The sequence below is a fragment of the Spirosoma lituiforme genome (assembly GCF_054776635.1).
Genome location: NZ_BAAHBO010000003.1, coordinates 716,756 through 738,712, shown reverse-complemented (window position 1 = coordinate 738,712; position 21,957 = coordinate 716,756). Strand labels below are relative to the sequence as shown.

Sequence of the window (21,957 nt, the reverse complement as noted above, 5' to 3'; positions counted from 1 at the left end):
TTAGCTATCATTCATAAACGGCGGACAGCCTGTCCGCGTTACTCATGCATATCATCCCCGCTATTGACCTGATTGATGGGAAAGCCGTTCGGCTTACTCAGGGTGATTACAACCAGAAGAAAGAATACAACGCCCGTCCGCTGGAGGTAGCCCAGCAATTTGAAGGTGCCGGCCTGACACGCCTGCACCTGGTTGACCTCGATGGGGCCAAAGAGAAGCGCGTCATAAACTGGAAAGTGCTCGAGTTGATTACGTCCAAAACCAGCCTACATGTGGATTTTGGCGGTGGCGTACAGTCTGACGAAGACTTGCGGGTTGTGTTCGAATGTGGTGCCAAACAGGTAACGGGTGGGAGCATCGCGGTAAAAAATCCCGATCAGATGGAGCGCTGGCTCTCCCGGCTTGGCTCGGAGAAAATCATTTTGGGAGCTGATGCAAAAAACGAAAAAATTGCCGTCAGCGGTTGGGAAGAAGGTACTGATGTGTGGATTTATGATTTTCTGGAGAACTGGGTCGATAAAGGCATCCAGTATGTAATTAGTACCGACGTTGCTAAAGATGGTTTGTTACAGGGGCCATCGTTTGATCTGTACCGGAATATGCAGGATCAGTTTCCTAATTTGAACATCATTGCCAGCGGGGGCGTCAGCAATATGGTCGATATCGAAACGCTGGCTGACATGAATATCTTCGGCGTTATTGTCGGAAAGGCGATTTATGAGGGGCGTGTAACGTTAAAAGAATTGCAAAAAATCAGTGAACAATGACCGCCGACTACACCATCAGCGACGATAAAACCAAACTCAACCTTGAGGTAATTCACCGCTTTCTGAGTGAAGAAGCGTACTGGAGCAAAAACATTCCGGTCGAGATCGTTCAGCGGTCAATTGAGAATTCGCTTTGCTTTGGCGTGTACCAGGGAGACAATCAGGTTGGTTTTGCCCGGTTCATAACGGATTCGGCCACGTTCGGGTATCTGGCCGATGTCTTTATTCTGCCCGAACATCGGGGGAAGGGTTTGTCGAAACAACTCGTAGCGTTCATCATGGCCTACCCTGCTGTGCAGGGCCTTCGGCGGATGATGCTGTTCACACTCGATGCCCACGGCCTCTACAGGCAATTTGGCTTTGCCCCTCTCGAAACGCCCGAAAATTTATTAGCTATCAAAGCGTTCAGCGTCTACTAATGCTTACGAAACGAATTATTCCCTGCCTCGATATTAAAGACGGCCGCACCGTAAAAGGAACCAATTTTGTTAACCTCCGCGATGCGGGCGATCCGGTTGCCTTAGCGGCTATATACGCTGAACAGGGCGCTGATGAACTGGTTTTTCTGGATATTACGGCCACCGTCGATGAGCGAAAAACGCTTATCGAACTCGTTCGGAACGTAGCGCACACGATCAATATACCGTTTACAGTTGGCGGAGGAATCTCATCCGTAGCCGATGTGTCGGCGTTGCTCAATGCCGGTGCCGATAAAATCTCCATCAACTCGTCGGCCGTTCGCGATCCCGATCTGATTAATAAACTGGCTCTGGAGTTTGGAAGTCAGTGCGTAGTGGTCGCCATTGACACACGTCATGTGGCCGACGAACACATCGTTCATACGCATGGAGGCCGTAAACCGACAGTACTCCACACCGTTACCTGGGCAAAAGAAGTAGAGAACAGGGGAGCCGGTGAACTCCTGCTGACCTCGATGGATGCCGACGGTACAAAAGCCGGATTTGCCCTCGAACTGACGGCGCAGATTTCGGGAAATGCCAATATTCCAGTTATTGCATCGGGCGGGGCTGGCACAATGGACCATTTTTTGGATGTGTTTACCACTGGAAAAGCCGATGCCGGATTAGCCGCTAGTATCTTTCACTTTAAGGAAATTGGCATTCCCGATCTGAAAGGGTACTTACGGCAAAAAGGAATTGACATGCGGATTTAGTTTCGGCTAAGAGGAAGCATCTCCGGTAACAGCTCGATTGGCTAATTGTCGAAGATGCTTCCTCTTGGCCTAACCGAAACTAGAACTTAAAGCCCAGATCAAGCGAGACAATTCGGTTTTTGGATGTCAGTTCGCTGGCACGCATAACGTTGATTAGTCCCCGCTGGTAACTCATGCCAATGTTGAACGCGTTGTTCTGGTTGACCTTATACTGCACACCAGCGCCGAGCAACAGTTCGATATCGCCAAAACCATATTGCCGCCGAGTGCCACCACTTTCTGCCATGTACAGACCATTGCGCGCGGGGTCAAGGGCTCTTTCGGCCAGTTTGATACTGATCAGGCCTCCCGTCTGTACGTACAAGCGCATGTTGGGACCAATGTTGTTGGCAAACAGCTTTACTGTTGCCGGAATTTGCAGGTACTGCAAATTGTAGACTGATTCTTTTTCGGGAGCGCCCGGATTCCAGACGGTCTGGCCAAACGAGCCGGGCATCTGAAAGCCCGAGCGTTTTATGGTATACCAAAGCCCGGTGCTGAACGCGTAGCGATCTTTGAAGAAAAAATAATCGAGCGTTGGGCCAACGCTCATCCGAACGCCTGCGCCGTTATCACTAAATCCACGATAGGTGCCCGACCCTTCGGCCGTATTCATGCCGAGCGAGGGAGCAAATCGAATGCCCATCTCAATCAGGTGACTAGGCCAGGCGTAGTCGGGGCCAGCACCGTAACCGTTGTTCTCGGTCTGGTTTTCAGCCGTCTGCTGCTGCTTCCGGCGTCGGCGTTTCCGATCATCGTCATACGCACGACGATTCTTGTCCTGGCCATCGTAATTATCCCCTAATATTTTTCGAAACCGCTTTTCGGTAACGCTCGATTCCTTCGTTCTCATCTGGTAGAGCGCAGGTGTTGTGGATTGCGCCCAACCACCGCCAGCAGCCAACATGACCAAAATCAGACCAAACCCTGCAACTTTTTTCATAATTTTGCACGTTTTCTATATTGAAAACACGTGATTTTCATGCAAATACGGTTGGCCATCGTAGGCCTTTTTTGTTTCTTTCTGCTGTCTTCGTGTACTAAAAACGAAGAGGTTACGCTGATCCGGCTTGACCAAAAGCTTTTTTCGAGTAAATCGCCCGACAAAGTCCGGGCTTTGCTGAACCAGAATCAAGCGGTAGCTCAATTGTACTTTAACGCGAATGGAGCCGGAAATGATACGGCTCTTGTCCGAGATTTGACCAACCGGGTCAACAACCCGGCCCTTAGTGAATTTAACGACCAGATTCAAACCGAGTTTGGTGACATGGCCGACCTGAAAAAGCAGTTGGCCGAAGCCTTTACCGCCATCAAAGAAAACTTTCCCGATTTCAGGGCACCCAAAGTGGCTACCCTGGTGACGGGCTTTCTTGGTCCTGACCTGGTGGTTACCGACAGTCTGATCATTATTGGTATCGATTATTTCGCCGGTCCGAAAGCCAAATATCGCCCGCCGGGGCAAGAATTTCCGCAGTACATTCTGCGCCGTTACCAGAAAGAGTACATTGTTCCGGCCATTATTTTCGCCATTTCCGATAAATACAACGCTGCCAACCGGGCCGACCAAACCATGCTTGCCGATATGGTCTACTATGGAAAAGGGTATGTATTTACGAAAACGATGTTACCCAACGTTGCCGACAGTTTAGTTATCGGTTACTCAGACAAGCAATTAACGCAAACGTTTAATGCGCAGGATGTGGTCTGGGCGCATTTTATTGATAATCAGTTGCTGTATCAGACCAGTCCTGCCATAAAACAGCGATATTTGAACGAGCGGCCGTTTACAGCCGAAATCGGTCAGGCATGTCCCGGGGCTATTGGACGCTGGTTGGGCTGGCGAATTGTGGGTCGGTATCATGATGAGCACAGTAGCGTAAGTATTTCGGAGTTAATGCGCAATGCCGATGCTCGTATGATTTTCGAGCAGTCGGGTTACAAAGGACAAAAAGAGTAGAGACGCAACCCTTTGCGTCTCTGTAGCAACAAACGAATGGCAAAACGATCAGCATCCACTGGGGCAAGAAATTTTGGCGAAGAAGCCAACGAGGAAGATAAGAAGAAGTTCAGCCGCGACGGGTTCAAGAAGGCCGTCAGCATCTTCCGGTTCGTAAAACCTTATCGGGTTCAATACATAATCGGGTTTGTATTTCTGATCTTATCGACGGGCACAACCATGAGCTTCGGGTTGCTCATTGGTCAGATCACCAGTGTAATCCAGGGAAAATCGGCCTACACACTGAATCAGGTAACGCTGTTTTTTGTGGGTGTGCTCATTGCGCAAGCTATTTTCTCGTTCTTCCGGATATACTTTTTCTCGCAGGTAAGTGAACGGGCCATGGCCGATGTACGGCGGGCAGCTTACAGTAAAATTATTACTCTACCGATTCCGTTTTTTGAGCAACGGCGGGTGGGCGAACTGACGAGCCGAATCTCGGCTGATATTTCGCAGTTGCAGGATGTGCTGACGCTGACCGTAGCCGAGTTATTCCGGCAAGTAGGTACGCTGACGATTGGTACGGCCATCATTTTCTACGTTTCCTGGAAATTGACGCTCTTCATGCTGGCCACCTTCCCGGTAATTATTTTGGCCGCCATGTTTTTTGGCCGGTTCATCCGGAAGCTGTCAAAGAAAGCGCAGGATTTACTGGCTCAGGCCAATATCATTGTTGAAGAAACGCTTCAGTCGGTTAATGTGGTCAAAGCATTTACCAACGAAAAGCTGGAGATCAATCGTTATGGCAATGCCTTGCAGCTTGTTGTGAATACGGCTTTACACGCGGCCCGCTTCCGGGGCGTATTTGTGTCGTTCGTTATTTTTGCCCTCTTTGGTGGTATTATCGGGGTGGTATGGTATGGTGGTTCGCTGGTAATATCGAACGAAATGCCGTTTGCTGACCTACTGACGTTCATCGTGTACACAACCTTTATCGGTGGTTCCGTCGCGGGTATGGGCGATTTATACGCTCAACTGCAACGAACGATTGGCTCGTCGGAGCGGATTCTGGAAATTCTGGAAGAACCGTCCGAAGTAAATGCCGAAGAAGAAACACCCTTGTTTGTTCCGGTACACGGACGCGTTCAATTTAGCGATGTCCGGTTCTCCTATCCTTCCCGCCCGGATGTAGCCGTGCTGAAAGGTATTTCACTCGATGTGGCCGCTGGCCGTAAAATTGCCCTGGTTGGGCAGAGTGGTGCCGGGAAGTCGACCATTGTTCAATTGCTGATGCGCTATTACCCAATTGGTAGCGGTCAGATTACGGTCGATAACCGCGACCTGTCGGGTTTTAACGTGACGGAGTTACGAAAAAACATTGCCGTAGTGCCTCAGGAGGTAATGCTCTTTGGCGGCACTATTCTCGAAAATATTCAATATGGCAAACCTGGTGCGTCGGAAACCGAAGTGCGCGAAGCCGCCCGGAAGGCCAATGCGCTCCAGTTTATTGATTCCTTCCCCGAGGGCCTGCAAACCGTTGTTGGCGAGCGGGGTGTTAAATTGTCGGGTGGTCAGCGGCAGCGCATTGCCATTGCCCGGGCCATTCTGAAAGATCCCGCTATTTTGATTCTGGATGAAGCGACGAGTTCACTCGATGCTGAATCGGAGCGGCTAGTGCAGGAAGCGCTGGACGTGCTGATGCAAAACCGGACAACGATCATCATTGCGCACCGGCTGGCAACGATCCGCAAAGTGGATATGATTTACGTCATGCGTGAAGGGCAGATTGCCGAGTCGGGTACGCACGACGAGCTGGCAACCCAGGAAGATGGTATCTACGCGAATCTGGTTAAATTGCAATTTGAGACGACCGAATAATCGGTCGTGGTTAGTTGTTTGGCCTTACTAATGGCGAACGATGAACCACAAACCACAAACGTTTACTGAAATGACCCCTGCTTCCAAAACGCTGAAAAACTTCAACCTCCGCCACACAAACGGCCGGGAGGAGGTGCTCGATTTGTTTCTGAATGCGGGTCACGCGCTGGCGCATAATGACGTTGAAAATGGTCTTGGCCCCGATCATGACCGTGTTACGATCTACAGGACCTTGCGTACGTTTCTGGATAAGGGATTGTTGCATAAGGTTTTGGATGATGAGGGAGGAACCAAGTACGCCCTGTGCCGCGATAATTGCTCCGCCGGACATCACCATCATGACCATGTGCACTTCAAATGCGAAGCCTGTGGTCAAACGACCTGCCTTGATAAAGTTAGCATCCCGTCCATTGCGCTGCCCGAAGGGTACAATCGGAAGGAAATGAACTTGCTCATTCAGGGGGTATGTCAGGATTGTAATAAATAACGCCCACCGTTCGTAGCGAATAAGTCCACCACGGCAAATAGATCTATGGTTGGCGTCGTCTACGTTTTTTATCCACTAGTCGCGGCTTCTGTCTGCGTTATCGAATGCTCCCGGAAACAACTTTTCTCGAACGTCAGCAACAATTCAGTCAGAAAGAGCAGGCTACCCAACAAAAATACAATCAATTGGGCTTCTGGCGGCTTGTCTGGTTTATCGGAAGCGTTGCAGCTGTTTGGCTGCTTATCCGACTCGATGAGCAACTGGCGGCAGTCGGCACGCTGGTGGTGGGCTTGATCGGCTTTCTCGTTTTGCTGAAAAAGCATCAGCAAATTCGCTACGAACGGGATTTGACTCATCAGTTAGCCTTCATTAACGAGGATGAATCAGGTCGGCTTAAACGGCAGTATATACGCCCCGAGACCGGCGAGCAGTACGTGACCTCTACGCATTATTACGCGGGTGATCTGGATGTGTTCGGGAAACACTCGCTTTTCCGGCTTCTTAACCGGGCACATACCTACGACGGCCAGAAACGACTTGCTACATGGCTCAAAACGCCATCGGGACCCGATACCATCCGACTTCGGCAGGAGTCCGTAGCGGAGCTAAAACCAAAGATCGACTGGCGCCAGGAAGTTGAAGCGTTAGCCTACATCGAGTCGACAATCAGCCAATCGCCCGGCGCGCTCATTAAGTGGGCTACGGCTGAAGTGGCTTCTTTACCCGGTTATCTGACAGCCATTCGGTTTATTTTCCCCGCCATTACGCTGAGCTTATTCGTTGCCTGGTTAACAGGGTATGTTCCGGGTGTGGGGGTATTACTGGCGCTGTCGGTGCATGGTTTGGTGCTGAGTCAAACGTCGGCACGAGCCAAGGAGGTTAGTGAGCAGACCGTTGAGATGGCCAGGGCTCTGAAAGCCTACCACTCTCTTTTCAAACAGGCCGAACAACTTAGAGGTGAAGCCGTTCGGTTGCAGGCGATCCACAAAGCACTGACCACCGATAAACAATCAGCCTCCGAAGCGATTGGCCAGTTGGGTCGGCTGACCGAGGGGTTGAATTATCGACGAAATCCGTATTTCTTCTTACTTTTTGGCGTAGCGACACTCTGGGATATTCACTATCTGCTCCGGCTCGAACGCTGGCGGCAAACCTATGGACCCTCCCTCAGCTATTGGTTCGAGGTACTTGGTGAACTGGAAGCCCTGAATAGCTTGGCGGGTTTTGCTTATGCACATCCGGCCTATGCCACGCCTGCTATTGTCGACAGCCAGTTTGTGCTGGAGTTGACATCGGCCGCTCATCCGCTGTTAGCCCAGAATAATAGCGTTGCCAATTCGCTTGTTTTACGAGACTCGGGTAAAACGGTGTTGATTACTGGCTCCAATATGTCGGGGAAAAGCACATTTCTGCGTACGGTAGGTACCAACGTCGTACTGGCGCTTGCGGGAGCCGTCGTGAGAGCCGAACAATTCAGATGCTCGCCCGTGCAGGTGTTTACGAGCATGCGTACGCAGGATTCACTCGAAGAAAGCACTTCGTCGTTCTACGCTGAATTAAAGCGCCTTCAGACGCTTATTGGCTTAGCGGGTCCCAATCAATCGGAAACCCCAGCGGGCGTAAAAAAGCTACCCGTGCTTTATTTTCTGGATGAGATTCTGAAAGGGACGAATTCGACCGATCGGCACCGTGGGGCTGAGGCACTCATTCGCCAAATGCATCGCACAACGGCCTCGGGTTTTGTCTCCACGCACGATCTCGAATTAGGTCAGCTGACCGATGCAGATAGTTTTGTCCGCAACTACCATTTCCAGTCTGACCTTAATAACGGAGAGCTGGTATTTGATTACAGACTTCGGGATGGCATTTGTAAGAGCTTCAATGCCAGTCAACTCATGCGGGCAATCGGTATCGACATGGACGCCGTTCAGAAATAGAGTTGCCAAGGGTACGGCTGATGGATCAATCCAGTCAGTAACGACAATCTGTTTACCGAATAACCAGCCCTTAGCGGAATTTCGCGGGTACATCTGGGCTGAACCCGAAACAACTACTAAAGCACCTTGTTCGGTTTGTTGAAAGCAGTATATTTGCTGCTGATAAAACAGTATGCATGCATACTGTTTGTGGTTTGTATTAGGTAAACGACTGGAAGACAGATGATTTTTTCGATTTGGTCCACAAAAAAAGCCTTCTCAATTGAGAAGGCTTGCGTTAGGGTGGTGGTGATGGACGGAATCGAACCGCCGACACAAGGATTTTCAGTCCTGCGTAAATTGAATTTATATGGTTTGATATGAATTGATACTACTGATTTTGAGTATCTTAGCAATCAGGTCAGTACACAAGACTCCGGGCTAAACCACCTCTTGTTGTAGGATTGTTGTAGGCAAAATGGCAACTGTCAACATTGTACTTCGCAAGGAAAAGAAGAAGGATGGCACCTCTCCGCTTGCCATTCGCATTACCAAAGATCGTAAATCCTCCTATATCTATTTCGACTATAGCATAAAAGCTGAGGATTGGGACGCCGAAAAACAGCGCGTCAAAAAATCATATCCCAACAGCACCTGGCTCAACAATTTTCTGTCTACCAAAAAGCTGGAAGCCGAAAAACAGGCCATAGAGCTTGAAACCCACAAATCGCACGTCTCATCACATGCGGTCCGGCAGAAGATTAAACCGTCCACTGGTTCAACCTTCTTTGCCCAAGCTGATCTGTATCTGCAACGCCTGAAAGAAGCTGGCAAGTACAACCAGTACACGGCAGACAAGCCGCGCGTCAAACATTTCAAGGAATTTATCAAACAGGACATTGCCTTGCCGGAAATTACCGTTGCGGTGCTGGAACGGTTCAAGGGTCATGTTCGCACGAAACTCAACCTGTCGGAACGGTCGGCTGTCAACCATATCGTCATGATGCGCTCGGTCTTCAGCCACGCCATTAAAGAAGGTGCGGTTGACGATAAGTTCTATCCCTTTGGTAAGGGGAAAATGAAGATCAAGTTCCCGGACTCGTCCAAGGTTGGCCTTAATCCTGAGGAGTTGGAGAGGCTCGAAACGGTTGCTCTTGAGGGTCAGCCGCACCATGTGCGGAACCTCTGGCTCTTTTCTTATTATCTGGCCGGTGTGCGGGTCAGTGATGTGCTGCGTCTGCGATGGAGCGACTTTCAGAACGACCGCCTGCATTATGAGATGGGCAAGAACAATAAAGGCGGCTCTCTCAAGGTGCCGGATAAAGCACTTCTGATCATGGCGCAGTACAAGACGTTTCAGCGCAATAAGGAAGATCTGGTATTTCCTGAACTCAAGGATGTCAACCTTGACGACAAGTTCATTACGGAACGCACAATAGCTTTCAAGACAAGCGCTATCGATAAGTGCCTGAAGAAGCATGTAGCACCTGCTGCTGGCATCGACAAGACACTAACCATGCATATCGCCCGTCATTCTTTTGCACAAAACGCTGGTGACAAGGTTCTGTTACAAACGCTGCAAAAGATGTACCGGCATAGTAGTATCCTTACAACGATGGGATACCAATCGAATTTTACGACACAGGATGTTGATGACGCACTTGATAAGGTGTTAGGGAATAAACCGGGATGAAACCTAGAAGATATTATACTTGCAAGTCTTCTATTACATCAATGTCCTTGCATATCGCTAAATCTGAGCTCGAAAGCATAAAAGAGCATTATTGCTACGGCTTGGGTTTTTTCGAACTCTTAGACTTGGCTGATATCAAATTTAATTCCTTCCAACGTTTTTGTAAATTTTGCAAAGTACTCAAATGCCATTCTCCACCCTCTCTAAATGTTGGGATGTTATTCGCATTTAGTGCTTTCACAGTATCACGATACGATGAAATATTTTCTTTCTTTTTCAAACGAGAAATCAAATCATACATATTCACTGCATATTGATCCGCATCAATATTACGTTTTTCAGCCCCCTTTTTGGACAATTCGCGTCCATAAAGGGTCTTTGTATACTGTGTTTGTGCGGAAAGGGCATCAGCCGCCAACCTGCTTAGACGGGGAGCCTGCACGCTTATGAACCTGAATTTTGGATTTTGTAATTCCTCCCTTAGATTAAAATCACCTTCAATTGCATGCTTAATTACTTCATCATGAGCTATAGCTTCCATAAGATCAGTATAGGTATGTTTGAACACAACTAATCTATATCCAGCTTCATTATCATGTTTTTTCATCTCGACTATACTTTCATCGTGGACATGAAACTTTGCTGGACGATCTAATGGTGTTTCTATTACTGCTCTTCTGACTGCCTTGACTACAACTTCAGGTATATTTTCGCCAAATTCGTCTAAGCCTAATTGTTTGATCTTAGCCTTGTAAGCAGACTTTATTTGAGCAAGGCTTCTCCTTTCAGTTTTTAATTTAGACTTTTCCTCCTCAATGCTTAACCGTTCTTTCTGAACGGCTTCTTCTAGTCTTAATCGCTCGTTCTCGAGCTTTGCTTCTGCCTTCTTTAAATTTTCTTCTCTTACATTTTGAGCCTCAGTCAACTCAGCCTCCGTGGGTTTGTAAGGGTTGGGTCGAAGACGAAGCGGTCGGTTTACGTTATTCTTAAAATACTGTTGTACAGTCTTTTGTATGTCAAAATGATCCTGTAAAGGATCATCATCCGACAATTTCTTATTTCGTCTACTGCTGTTTGCCATCATAAGCTAAGTTAGCAAGTTTTTGCAAAATAATATGTTAAAAAACTTGACAAATTAGAATGAACGATATAAATTTGTATTATTAAACTGTAATTGATACAAAAAACGGGCAAATAGAATGCCAAAACCACATTTGATAATTCATCATCTTGTGACCACTGGCATATTTTTTTCGAGTATTTGTATTAACAAACTATAAATAATACAAAAACGCTCGTTAGTCAGCCCTCATATTTCGAATAGCCAACTTACTGTGAGCTTAAATAATTACGAAAGAACCGTCAAAATAAACCAATTATGAACCCGACCACTCTCTCCCTGCTTCTCGCACGTTCAACCGAACCTCTGCTTTTGAATCGCGAAAGATTGATTACCTATTTCGGACAGCAAAGAGACTATGACCGCGAAAATTTAGACAATAATGACGATGAATAACATCAAAATCATCTCCAACCCGCACAACCTACCCGATGCGGGTCAAGTCATCGAATGGCGCGGCACACGACCCGCCAGAATTCGCTTGGCCACTGGTCTCACCTTACGTCTCAGTGAAGCGACTGGCCTCTATGTTCCGGAGTGATAGTGGGAAACCAAATCATCTGCCTACCGGCTCAGGTAGGCAGATGATACCAACAGAAATAACGGGCATACTGCCCACACGATATTACCAGTGCACGGGTGATCAGGCCAAACCGGGAAGCCTGAATTTTTCAATCTCTCGGTTCACGTCAAACGACATTTGACAATGGTTAACACAACACAAACAGTAGACGGGCCAAACGGCACGACGATCACTGGCTGCGTTACAGATGTAACCGGTTCAGGCAAGATCACCGAAATCGTCTCCGGCGGTGACGTGTATGAGCCTTGCCCCTATACCGGCAAGTTCTACAAAAAGTAACATGATGGGCATTTGTAATCGGGAGTCCGATTAGACGCAGAATGTGGTACGGGTCAAAGCCTGCGTGCTTTGGCCCGTTTCCAGAAATGGTGATACATCAATTCAAAACATGAAATCATGAGCAATTTTGACTTGGATACTCCTCTTATAGAATTTCCCTCTGTAGACGGAACAGATTACCTGACGATACGCCATGCTGTTTCCGGCATTGCGGTATTTGGCGCAACGTCAAGCGGAAAATCCAGCGGACCCGGGAGAATGTTGGCGATAAAGTACCTGATGGCCGGTTTTGGTGGCCTGGTGCTTACGGTGAAACCGGACGAGGTGGAAACGTGGCGTTCCTATTGCGCGCTGACCGGGCGGTTGAATGACCTGGTTGTCATTGAGCCAAAAGCTGACCATGCCTTCAACATAATTGACCATGCCGCTGGCGGTGAAATAGATACAAGCGCTTCGACGGATAACATCGTTGAGCTGTTAACCAAAATTATCGAAGCCGGACAGACACAGGATAGCGGGAAAGGTAATGACTTCTTCTGGCAGGATCAATTAAAGCTCCTCATTACCAATACGATTGATCTGTGCAGACTGGCTTATAATCGTGTTTCCGTACAGTCCATTTATGACATCATACGGACGATCCCTCAGGCAGATGATGCGATAAAAGGTCTTGCGCAGGGAGACAAGGCGTTTCATCAGGCGTTCAAAGCTGCTCAGGAGAATGTATATAAGCAGATCGACGCATGGACCGCTGATTGTATAAAAAATGGAAAAACTGTCTCTTCAGACAAAGATGCGTTTGAAGACGAGATACTGGAGGCTATTCCTGATGCAAGACTTCTGAAATTTGTCGATGGTTATTTTGTTGACGAGTTTATTCCGCTTGCCCAGAAGACAAGAAGTATCATACAGGTGTCCGTGACTGCATTTATGTTCAGTCTGTTACGTGAACCGTTCTACTCCCTGTTCTGTAAAAAGAGCACAATCACACCTGAGGACTGTTTCGACGGTAAAATCGTAATTATCAATCTGCCAACCAAAACATACCAAAAGGTTGGTAGGGACATTCAACTCGCGGCCAAACTGATTTTTATCAGAACGTGGGAACAACGTGATGTTCGCCTTAAACCTCGTCCATGCTTCATTTTTATAGATGAGGCACAGGAGTTCCTTAGTGAGTTCGACGCCCAGTTCCTTACAACTGCCCGTAGCAGCCGGATCGCAACGGTTTTCCTGTCTCAATCGCTATCCAATTACTACGCCGTAATGGGTGGGCAAAAAGCTGAGTACCGTGTGAGAAGTCTGTTGGGAAATTTTTCAACAAAAATATTTAATACGAACACCGACGAAACGACAAATGAGTTCGCCAGCAAACTGATTGGTGATGCATTTTTTGAAGAGAAAACCAAGAGCAGGACAGCATCGGAACAGTTTTCACAAACACGTGGCCAGGCACTCAAGCTGGAACGGGTCGTCAGGCCGGAGCAATTCGTCAATCTAAGGACTGGTGGCCCATTGAACGGTTTGCGGGTTGAAGCCTACATCCACCGGGCCGGGGAGTGCTTCTCAAGCGGCTTCAATCATATCAAAATGGTCTTTAATCAGGATTACCGACCGAATCAATCAGTTAATTTTTAAACCCATACAGTCATGAGAACCAATGAATATTTTGAAACCATGTTCCGCCGCCGGAATGCAATCGGCGAAGCTCTGCTTAACTTTTTTCTACTAGCCAGCTCATGGCCTCGCCTGCTGCTGGAAACGCTGATAAGAAAAAACTTTGGCGAACGGTATTTTTCGTTTTCGGGTGCATTATTCCTGGTTGCCATTCTTGGCTTCTTCCCGGTACTGAAATACACGGATCTTGACCTCTTCCCACGTTACATTTATTCTGGACGGGCTTTTTATTTCTTCCCCTTTATTGGGCAATATCTGACATGGTACGCTTTTTTTGGCTATTTCCTGATGCAGGCAATCGAGCGGAGAAATGAGATCAAACGTCTGCCCTCTGTGTTCAATTTTGGCCGCGTCAGCGTGTCAAAAGGTGAGATAAATAGCTGGTTTAGAGACCGAAAGATTAATGGTCAGTATGCAGATCAGCGGATGATTGAAACAGTGCTTGAACCAGGGTTATTCTTTTTTATCGGCCTGTTTCTCTGGCTGATCTCTCAGCCACTTGGTGTGCTTTTGATGATATGTAGTGTTTTCTATTCACTAGGACATGTCGCTTCACATCACAAGGCCGATAATGCAGTGATGGATAAAATCGATACTATTATCATGAATGAAGAGTTGGGTGACGTGATCATGAATGCGAAAGATGCGTCAGAAGCGCGTGGTGTCAGTTTTGAGGGTCGCCGTCCGACAGACCCGGCCCTTCGTCGTCAGTTGGCGGACTCATTCACCCAGCCTGAAGAAATTATCGAGGCTCGGTAACCCCTCTAGCACTGCTAAGGGCAGATGCCTGATGTTAAATGTAAAAATTTGCATGTGTTAATTCGTTGCACTGCACGACACTCTTTATTGCTGACGCATGGCCGCTAACAGGGCGTAAATCTTAAGCCCTGTTAGCGCGGCCAGATGTAAACTCTGAGCCATGATAAGGATGATAGCCTCAAACAGCGCGGGTCACGCAAAACAGTACTTCTCTGAAGCACTGTCAAAGCCCGATTACTATCTGGACGATCAGGAACTGGCGGGTCGGATGCAGGGCAAGCTGGCAGAACGGCTGGGGCTTGCCGGATTGGTCAATAAGGAAGTGTTTCATAATCTATGCGATAACATCGACCCAAATACCGGAAAGCCGCTGACGCCCCGCACAAAAGAAAACCGGGTCACGGGCTGGGACATTTCATTTTCTTGCCCGAAAAGTATTTCGATCATCCATGGCCTGTCAGACGACGACCGTATCCTGACGGCTTTTCAAGAGTCGGTTCGTCAAACAATGCAGGACATCGAGCGGGACAGCAAAACGCGGGTGCGACAGAACGGAATGAGTGAAGACCGCGACACGGGCGAATTAATCTGGTCAGAATTTATCCACCAGACCGCCCGCCCCTTGGATGGCAGTTTGCCAGACCCGCAGTTACATGCACATTGCTTTGTGCAAAATGCAACATGGGACAACGCCGAACAGCGAATCAAGGCGGCCCGTTTTACGGACATCAAACGAGACATGCCGTATTATCAAGAGATGTTTTTCAAGCGGTTGTCTGACAAGCTGATGGACGGCGGCTATCAGATACGCCGGACGGAGAAAAGTTTCGAGGTCGAAGGCGTACCGCAAAACGTGATCGACCTATTTTCCAAGCGCTTGGATGAGATCAATCGCGTCGCAAAGGAAAAGGGCATCGTTGATCCGAAAGAGGTTAGCGAATTGGGCGCACGAACACGGGCGCGTAAGCAGAAAGGCCATAGCATGGCCGAACTGAAAGAAAACTGGCGGCAGCAGATTTTTGATCTGGGGCCGCTGACCGACGAAGAAGGGAAACGAACCCTTCGTCACGCCACTCCGGTTCAGGATAAAAGCAACCTCACCCCGCAACTGTGCGTCGATCATGCGATAAGCCATGGCTTTGAACGGGCGTCTGTACAGTCAGAGCGCCGGTTGCTGGCGCAGGCGTACCGGCACAGTATCGGGCAACGGACGGTGTCGCTGGATGCGGTGACGGCGGGTTTCAAGGCAGATGGTCGGCTGGTTCATGTTGAAGAAAAAGGCCGGACACTCTGTACAACGAAACAGGTTCTGTCTGAGGAACAACGGATGGTCAATCTTGCCCGTCAGGGACAGGGCAAGTTGAAGCCACTGTACGACAAAGCGCCTGAATTAAAACTTGACGGTCAACAGGCAGAAGCTGTCCGGCACGTCCTGACCACCCCGCACCGCGTCTCGATTATCCGTGGTGCTGCCGGCACGGGCAAAACCACGTTGATGAAAGAAGCTGTCGGTCTGATGGAACAGGCTGGCGAAAAAGTGACGGTGTTGGCTCCCTCTTCCCAAGCGTCGCGGGGTGTCCTGCGCGAAGAGGGTTTCAAGGAAGCTGAAACCGTTGCGCGGTTTCTCGTCGATGAGAAAATGCAGGAGGGCTTACGGAATAAAATTTTATGGATTGATGAGGCCGGATTACTGGGAACGTCCGACATGACCCGGCTTCTTGAAATCACAACAAAGCAGAACGCCCGACTAATTTTAGGCGGAGATACGAGGCAGCATAATGCTGTAATACGCGGTGATGCGTTGCGTATATTAAATACCGTCGGCGGTATCAAGACGGCGGAGGTCAGCCGGATTTACCGGCAACGCGGAGCGGACTACCGCTCAGTTGTGGAAGATCTGGCGAAGGGCGATGTCGCGCAAGGATTTACCAAACTCGACAGCATGGGAGCCATACAGACCATCGACCCGTTACAGGCGAATCAACAGCTTGTGAAAGATTATGTCGATACGGTCAAAAAGGGCAGATCGGCACTTGCCGTTTCCCCAACCCACGCGCAGGGCGAAGCGGTGACGGGTGATATTCGCCGGACTTTGAAGGAACGCGGCATGCTCTCAAAAAAAGAGGTGACGGCTTCCCGTCTAGTCAATCTCAACCTGACGGAGGCCGAACGGAGCGACTGGCGCAATTTCAGAACCGGTCAGGTGATTCAGTTCAATCAGAATCTGACCGGGATCAGGCGCGGTAGCGTGTGGACGGTCGAAAACGCGACTGACAAGGGCGTGATGATAAAAGACGATCAGGGACACGCCGTGCCCCTACCAACTGTCAGGAGCCGCGACTATGACGTGTACCACAAGAGCGAAATCAGCCTTGCCAAGGGTGATGCCGTGCGTATCACCCGCAACGGCTTTGATCGTGATGGAACGCGAATGAATAACGGCCAGACGCTGGACGTGCTGAAAGTGTCGAAACAAGGGGACGTGATCTTACGCAACGCACAGAGCAAGGTCGAATACCGGTTGGATAAGGAATTCGGCCATATTGCGCATAATTACTGCGTCACATCCCATGCTTCGCAGGGGAAAACGGTTGATGAGGTTTTTATTTCGCAACCGGCTTCCACATTTTCGGCAACGAACGCGAAACAGTTTTACGTCTCTGTTTCAAGAGGGCGTGATCGTGTCCGTATCTATACGGATGATAAAGAAGAATTGATGTTGCAGGCGTCTCAAATGGGCGACCGGCAATCGGCCCTTGAACTGGTCGGACGTAAAAATAAGACGACAGACCTCGTACAGCAACGCATCCGCGACGATCTGAACCGTCAGCCGGTTAATCTGGACAAGCCGAAAGACGTTTCAAAAATAGCCCGCTTTAAAGATCTTGACTATGAACCAGGGCTTTAAACTCCGTTTCGACCAGTTGCGCGAAAATGACCCAACCAATCCAGCGGACGGGTCCAGTTTGCTATTGATCGAGAATTATACTGCGCCGGGTCATACACGGAACGTCTGTCTGGTCTGGCCGGATGGCCGGAAGGCTTTTCTGAATTACGCCTATCTGGTCGTTGCAGACTTTGAGCCAAACAACGAAAAGAATATGATCAAGCTGGGATTTTCATCGCACAATGTCACCTTACTGGGATATAGTCTCGAAACGCTCTTTGTGGCGTTGCTTGACCATCTGCCTCGCATCATCACTGCTATCGACCCGCGCTACGTGCTTGATGAGGATAAACAGAAAAGCGTGGTCATAGAAATTGTCCTGGAAAAAAGCGATAGCTAACCCTTGCCGTTCGGAAATAGCGGCAATAAAAAAGCCGGGCAAACTTACGTCTGCCCGGCTACGGGTTTATTCAGTTTTTGGCTTGTTGGGCCGGATGGTCAGGTTTATATCCTGACCCAAGAGGTTGAGGATAAGATTTAAACCCTCCCCGTCGCTATGGGCCCATGCCGCACCGACCTTGATCCACACCGCTTTGTCAGAACCATCTTTCTGTTTGACGCTGTAGACGATATGCGAGGGGCCTTTCGGGTTAGTGTTCTGGTTGGTCATCATCAAATCTCCTTTTCTGTGTTGTTGATGATGTCAGCAATTAAAACCGCCACCCTTGCGACCGCTCCCCGAAGGCAAAAAATCGATGCGAAGTGAAGCGGAGTGTCTATTTTTTGCCGAAGTCGCAGAGCCTTTTTTCGTTAGTAAAAAGGAGGGATAAGCGTCGGAGCAAGGGTGGCGGTTAAGCTGACAGCATCAATCAACGGACACAGAAAAGCGGGAGTTGAAACCGGACGGAACATTACTCAAGGCACTCCGTCCGGCGTTTCGTTAATCAGGATGGTTGAAGACCATGCAGGTATTCGACGGCCTTTTGCGCGTGGGATGCCGCTGAGAAGATCAGGCGTTTGTCGTTCTGCAAAGCGTGTAGCCAGGATTGGATATAGGCCGCATGTTTGGCCTCCGGCATCGGCTCAAAACCAAGATCAGCCGCCAGGAAGCAGGCTCCCAGTTCGGAAACCAGTTCTTCTTTCGCGTAACCGGCATCGCCATACACCTTGCGGCCTAGATCCCGGTCAAGACGAGTTGGGTGCCGCGTCCAATGCGTGATTTCATGGGCTAAAATCGCATAATAATCTTCAACACTTGCAAAGCTCTCGAACGGCGGCATCTGAACGCGGTCGGTCGTGATAGAATAGGAGGCTTCGCATCCGGTGTAGATGTCGGCTTTGGTTTCCGCAAAGAAAGTTTCAAGTTGTCGATTACGTGACATCGTATCGACAATCTCCTGTTTGGTCTGGTTATAATATCTGTCAGACAGACCGTCGATCTGATCGGCATTGAAAACAGCATAAGGTTTTAGAAACGGGATCTGACTGGTCACGGTTTCATTGTTATCGTTCTTGTCTTCGACCGTAATTTTGTCGGCATAGATGATCTGTGTTGCCTTCTCGCCTTTGCAAACGTTGGCCTTAAGCTCAACTGCCTGTTTATAGGTCATCCAGTAAGGCGAAGTGTAGCCATGCTCGGCGGCTGTTCCCCATAGTAGGAGGGTATTGATACCCTGATAGGGAATGCCATTCCAGCGAAGCGGACGCATGACCTGACCGGCAAGATGATCGGAGTGCCACGGTTTGCGCCATGTTAGATTTCTCTGTTCGAGGTCGATGATGATCTTGCCCGTGACACGGGCGTAAAGGTCGTTTTGGGTAGGAGGGGTTTCGTTGGAAGCGCTTTTCTGCTGAGTGCGTTTGGAAGAGGTTTTGCGGGTGTTGGTCGTCATGGTGTTTTCTCCACAGGTGAGGGTTACAGGGACTGGCAAAACCCGGTATCCAGCGAAGGAACCGGCAAGAATTTTGTCTCGCGAGGAAGGCCGTCAGGCCGGGGAAAATTCTTGTTGGTGAAAGAGTGATGGCGGGTACAGTCCCGTCCTTAAGCCTTAGTTGTGGCAGAGCGGGCCTGAACGATTGACACCAGCATTCGAGTTAATCGCAGCAAGCATCGGGCTCATACGATGGCAACAAGCCATAACCGCAAATGAGCGCTCGTAACAAAAATCAGATGATCGAGCACGGAAATGATGATATACCGCCCCGTGCATCCTCCAAAGGCTCGGGGTCTTATATGGACAAATTCAGCTTGTGCATGTGCCATGCGTTCACGTCTTTGTGTGGGGCATAGATGCGGTTCATGGGTTTGTGGATAAGCTCATGTTGCGTTTTGAAGAATTCGCTAAGAGTGCGGGTGGCGGTATCACCGGCAAAATCATTGTCGAGCCAAGTAAAAGCGTTACGATACCCGTAATTGCTGATGTACGGCAAAATCTGCTTGAGGCAGGAGACCGAGTTGAGAACGATGGTATCACCCTTGAACCCTGGGCCTTTCAATTGTGCGATAGCAGAGAGGTAGTCGAAAAAGCCTTCAAAAATGTGGATCGCTTTCTCTTCCGGAACTGAGCCGCGAATGAATGATATGGACTTCGACCCAAGCGAACCTTTGAAGAAAGGATTGCGGAGTTCATAACCGCCCTCCTCATTGTCAAATCCTAGGGCGATGAAACTCTTTTGCGTGCGCTTGTTATGGACATGAACTTCTTTCAAGTGTTTATGAGCGGTCGGCACCGGGATGCCACGTTTTCCCAAATAATGAATCAGTCCGATATGCTGAATGACACCCGCTTTTTTCAGGAAAAGACAGGGTTCGTCATCTTCCCTTGGCGCATCTATTGAAGCTGGGGCAAATTTATAAGGACCAATAGTGATATTGCTGATCCATCGCAAGGCGTCCGCGACGGTATGATCTTCCCGGATAAATTTGAGGTACGCACATGCCAGATCAATGGGATCACCACCCTGCCCGATGCCATAGTCATACCAGCTGTTGGTTTTGCTATAGACCCAAAAGCTCGGTGTTTTTTCTTTGCGGATGGGTGACAGATAAAGGAGTTTGCCTGCACTCGTTTTACGGGGCTTAATGTTGAGTTGATCTAAAATCTGGGCAATAGGTATCAGTTTCGCATGATCAATGTTCACGGCGATCTCCAGGCAACGGAAAAAAGGAATGGCTTAGATTTTAACGGCGCGTCTTACTGGGCGGGTCAGGGTTGGGATTGTTAGATGACCAGAGCCTTTGTTCGATGAATTTATCCAGGTCTGATTTTCGGTAGCGCACGGCGCGGCCGATTTTGATCGGATTGAGGTTGTAACGCTTGGTGCAGTCCCAGACAGCCAGCGTTCCTGGCGAAAGATTGAGGTATCTGGCAGCACTCTTACGGTCGAGTAGAGATTCGATCTTGTCCGTCATTGTCCCCTCCTCAGAGCCAGCGAATCAACCTATGTCATCAATGATGTAGACATTAGGAATATATTCATGATACATAAGTATATAGCGGAATACAATGGGATTTTCATCCTATTAATAATGAATAATACATTGGGATAATTTTTATTTATTCGAAGAGAGCTTAATTAATTCTTGGATCACGGAAACAGAAAGCAGCATGAGATAATCCCGCCTGTAATACACGTCATACGTCGTTTAGGGCCACATGGAGAGCATAGACAATGTTATCGCGATAATTCGTATATTGCTCTATATTAAGCTATTGCTTCAATTTTATTCATGCCGAACTGATTAGCCATGTTTGAAAACCTTCTAAAACAACTAAAGCAATTAGAACGCACAACGGTTTCAGTACCAGTGTCCGTTGACGACAAGGGCTACTTGGACAAAGAGTGTCCAAACGAAAACTGCATGTTTCAATTCAAAGTGAAGGCCGATGACTGGCATGATCTTTTTTCCGACGATTCCGTGTTTTGTCCAAAATGTCGGCATGAAGCGAACGCTGACTCTTGGTGGACGACTGAACAGCTAGCAACTGCAAAGCAACAAGCTATTAAGCAAATCAGAGGTGCAATTGGAGAGGCTATACGCAAGGATGCCAAAGGCTTCAACAACAGTCAGCCTAAGGGAGGGTTCATATCACTTTCTCTGAACGTCTCGGGGATATCACGAAAGCACATTGTTGTACCGATCCGCGCGCAAAAAGAAATGCAATTAGAGATTGAGTGCGAAAAATGTAACGCTAACTATGCTGTTATAGGAAGCGCGTTCTTTTGCCCTTGCTGCGGACATAACTCTGTCGAAAAAACCTTTGATGACTCTATAAAAAAAGTTGAAGTCAAAATCAAAAACATTCCATTGATAAAGACTGCTCTCGAGGAGGCAGGTCAGGTCGATGAAGCTGAAATTACATGCTTGTCATTGATTGAGACAAGTTTGTCTGATTGCGTTGTCGCTTTTCAACGATTTTCCGAAGAAACATACCGTAGGTATACCAAAAACTCAGAGATACCTCACAACGCTTTCCAGAGACTCGATCAAGGAAGCAAGCTATGGAATAGCGTCTTCAGTGAAGGTTATGATGATTGGCTTTCTACAAAAGAATTGAACGAATTGTTGATTTTATTCCAGAAACGACACCTTCTAGCTCATAGTGAAGGTATTGTAGATGATAAGTATGTCTCAAAGAGCAAAGATAATTCGTATCAAGTTGGGCAGCGCATTGTGGTGAGAGAGAAAGACATTCTTCAGTTGATAAAGTTAATACAGAAGCTTGTGTTGAATATCAGACAGAAAACTAAGTAGGCAGAG

The 21,957-nt window shown here is 48.4% G+C and carries 20 protein-coding genes; 14 read left to right on the top strand and 6 right to left on the bottom strand.

Annotation, left to right across the window (positions count from 1 at the left end):
• Window positions 1–44 precede the first annotated feature (44 nt).
• From hisA to hisF, 3 genes are read left to right on the top strand one after another with little or no spacing between them, the layout of a single operon-like run.
• Window positions 45–767, top strand: coding sequence for a 1-(5-phosphoribosyl)-5-[(5-phosphoribosylamino)methylideneamino]imidazole-4-carboxamide isomerase (gene hisA / locus ACYU87_RS15490; RefSeq protein ID WP_461134967.1), 723 nt, complete (start codon window positions 45–47; stop codon window positions 765–767).
• The gene (locus ACYU87_RS15485) at window positions 764–1,186 is read left to right on the top strand and encodes a GNAT family N-acetyltransferase (protein ID WP_461134966.1); all 423 of its coding nucleotides are present in this window, start codon (window positions 764–766) and stop codon (window positions 1,184–1,186) included. The genes hisA and ACYU87_RS15485 overlap by 4 nt, the downstream gene beginning before the upstream one ends.
• Complete coding sequence (gene hisF, locus ACYU87_RS15480) at window positions 1,186–1,941, top strand: imidazole glycerol phosphate synthase subunit HisF (RefSeq protein ID WP_461134965.1); 756 nt, start codon at window positions 1,186–1,188, stop codon at window positions 1,939–1,941. Before ACYU87_RS15485 ends, hisF begins: the two co-directional genes overlap by 1 nt.
• Window positions 1,942–2,020: 79 nt before the next feature.
• On the opposite strand, the gene ACYU87_RS15475 is transcribed toward hisF, so the two are convergent.
• Window positions 2,021–2,923, bottom strand: a complete 903-nt coding sequence (locus ACYU87_RS15475; RefSeq protein WP_461134964.1) for a porin family protein — start codon at window positions 2,921–2,923, stop codon at window positions 2,021–2,023.
• A gap of 39 nt (window positions 2,924–2,962) precedes the next feature.
• Between ACYU87_RS15475 and gldB the strand changes: the two genes are divergently transcribed.
• The 5 genes from gldB to ACYU87_RS15450 all read left to right on the top strand — a co-directional run bounded on the left by gldB (window position 2,963) and on the right by ACYU87_RS15450 (window position 9,890).
• The gene (gene gldB, locus ACYU87_RS15470; protein WP_461134963.1) at window positions 2,963–3,937 is read left to right on the top strand and encodes a gliding motility lipoprotein GldB; all 975 of its coding nucleotides are present in this window, start codon (window positions 2,963–2,965) and stop codon (window positions 3,935–3,937) included.
• Window positions 3,938–3,973: 36 nt separating this feature from the next.
• Window positions 3,974–5,794 carry an ABC transporter ATP-binding protein gene (locus ACYU87_RS15465; RefSeq protein ID WP_461134962.1) on the top strand — a complete coding sequence of 607 codons (1,821 nt, stop codon included), beginning with the start codon at window positions 3,974–3,976 and terminating at the stop codon, window positions 5,792–5,794.
• Between the two features lie 70 nt (window positions 5,795–5,864).
• Window positions 5,865–6,281 carry a Fur family transcriptional regulator gene (locus tag ACYU87_RS15460; RefSeq protein ID WP_460936192.1) on the top strand — a complete coding sequence of 139 codons (417 nt, stop codon included), beginning with the start codon at window positions 5,865–5,867 and terminating at the stop codon, window positions 6,279–6,281.
• 104 nt (window positions 6,282–6,385) lie between these two features.
• Entirely contained in the window at window positions 6,386–8,218 is a 1,833-nt protein-coding gene (locus tag ACYU87_RS15455) for a MutS-related protein (RefSeq protein ID WP_461134961.1), read from the top strand.
• Between the two features lie 457 nt (window positions 8,219–8,675).
• Window positions 8,676–9,890: a tyrosine-type recombinase/integrase gene (locus tag ACYU87_RS15450; RefSeq protein WP_461134960.1), complete on the top strand. Its 1,215-nt coding sequence runs from the start codon at window positions 8,676–8,678 to the stop codon at window positions 9,888–9,890.
• Window positions 9,891–9,984: 94 nt separating this feature from the next.
• Here the strand turns inward: ACYU87_RS15450 and ACYU87_RS15445 are convergent, their stop codons facing one another.
• The gene (locus tag ACYU87_RS15445; protein WP_461134959.1) at window positions 9,985–10,974 is read right to left on the bottom strand and encodes a hypothetical protein; all 990 of its coding nucleotides are present in this window, start codon (window positions 10,972–10,974) and stop codon (window positions 9,985–9,987) included.
• Between the two features lie 742 nt (window positions 10,975–11,716).
• On the opposite strand from ACYU87_RS15445, the gene ACYU87_RS15440 reads away from it, so the two are divergent.
• The 5 genes from ACYU87_RS15440 to ACYU87_RS15420 all read left to right on the top strand — a co-directional run bounded on the left by ACYU87_RS15440 (window position 11,717) and on the right by ACYU87_RS15420 (window position 17,595).
• On the top strand, window positions 11,717–11,872 hold the full coding sequence (locus ACYU87_RS15440) for a hypothetical protein (protein ID WP_461134958.1): 156 nt from the start codon (window positions 11,717–11,719) through the stop codon (window positions 11,870–11,872).
• A 117-nt stretch (window positions 11,873–11,989) separates the two neighbouring features.
• Window positions 11,990–13,510, top strand: a complete 1,521-nt coding sequence (locus tag ACYU87_RS15435) for a type IV secretory system conjugative DNA transfer family protein (protein WP_461134957.1) — start codon at window positions 11,990–11,992, stop codon at window positions 13,508–13,510.
• 12 nt (window positions 13,511–13,522) lie between these two features.
• The gene (locus ACYU87_RS15430) at window positions 13,523–14,308 is read left to right on the top strand and encodes a hypothetical protein (protein ID WP_461134956.1); all 786 of its coding nucleotides are present in this window, start codon (window positions 13,523–13,525) and stop codon (window positions 14,306–14,308) included.
• A 169-nt stretch (window positions 14,309–14,477) separates the two neighbouring features.
• Entirely contained in the window at window positions 14,478–17,216 is a 2,739-nt protein-coding gene (gene mobF, locus ACYU87_RS15425) for a MobF family relaxase (protein WP_461134955.1), read from the top strand.
• The gene (locus tag ACYU87_RS15420) at window positions 17,200–17,595 is read left to right on the top strand and encodes a hypothetical protein (protein WP_461134954.1); all 396 of its coding nucleotides are present in this window, start codon (window positions 17,200–17,202) and stop codon (window positions 17,593–17,595) included. Before mobF ends, ACYU87_RS15420 begins: the two co-directional genes overlap by 17 nt.
• A 66-nt stretch (window positions 17,596–17,661) precedes the next feature.
• Here the strand turns inward: ACYU87_RS15420 and ACYU87_RS15415 are convergent, their stop codons facing one another.
• From ACYU87_RS15415 to ACYU87_RS15400, 4 genes are all read right to left on the bottom strand, one after another.
• Window positions 17,662–17,868, bottom strand: coding sequence for a hypothetical protein (locus ACYU87_RS15415; protein ID WP_461134953.1), 207 nt, complete (start codon window positions 17,866–17,868; stop codon window positions 17,662–17,664).
• 271 nt (window positions 17,869–18,139) lie between these two features.
• Window positions 18,140–19,087, bottom strand: a complete 948-nt coding sequence (locus ACYU87_RS15410) for an ArdC family protein (RefSeq protein WP_461134952.1) — start codon at window positions 19,085–19,087, stop codon at window positions 18,140–18,142.
• A gap of 337 nt (window positions 19,088–19,424) precedes the next feature.
• Window positions 19,425–20,336 carry a toprim domain-containing protein gene (locus ACYU87_RS15405; RefSeq protein ID WP_461134951.1) on the bottom strand — a complete coding sequence of 304 codons (912 nt, stop codon included), beginning with the start codon at window positions 20,334–20,336 and terminating at the stop codon, window positions 19,425–19,427.
• Between the two features lie 40 nt (window positions 20,337–20,376).
• Entirely contained in the window at window positions 20,377–20,607 is a 231-nt protein-coding gene (locus tag ACYU87_RS15400; RefSeq protein WP_461134950.1) for a helix-turn-helix domain-containing protein, read from the bottom strand.
• 336 nt (window positions 20,608–20,943) lie between these two features.
• Here ACYU87_RS15400 and ACYU87_RS15395 point away from each other — a divergent pair, with 336 nt between their 5' ends.
• Window positions 20,944–21,951 (top strand): hypothetical protein, encoded by a 1,008-nt coding sequence (locus ACYU87_RS15395; RefSeq protein ID WP_461134949.1) that lies wholly within the window; start codon window positions 20,944–20,946, stop codon window positions 21,949–21,951.
• Window positions 21,952–21,957 lie beyond the last annotated feature (6 nt).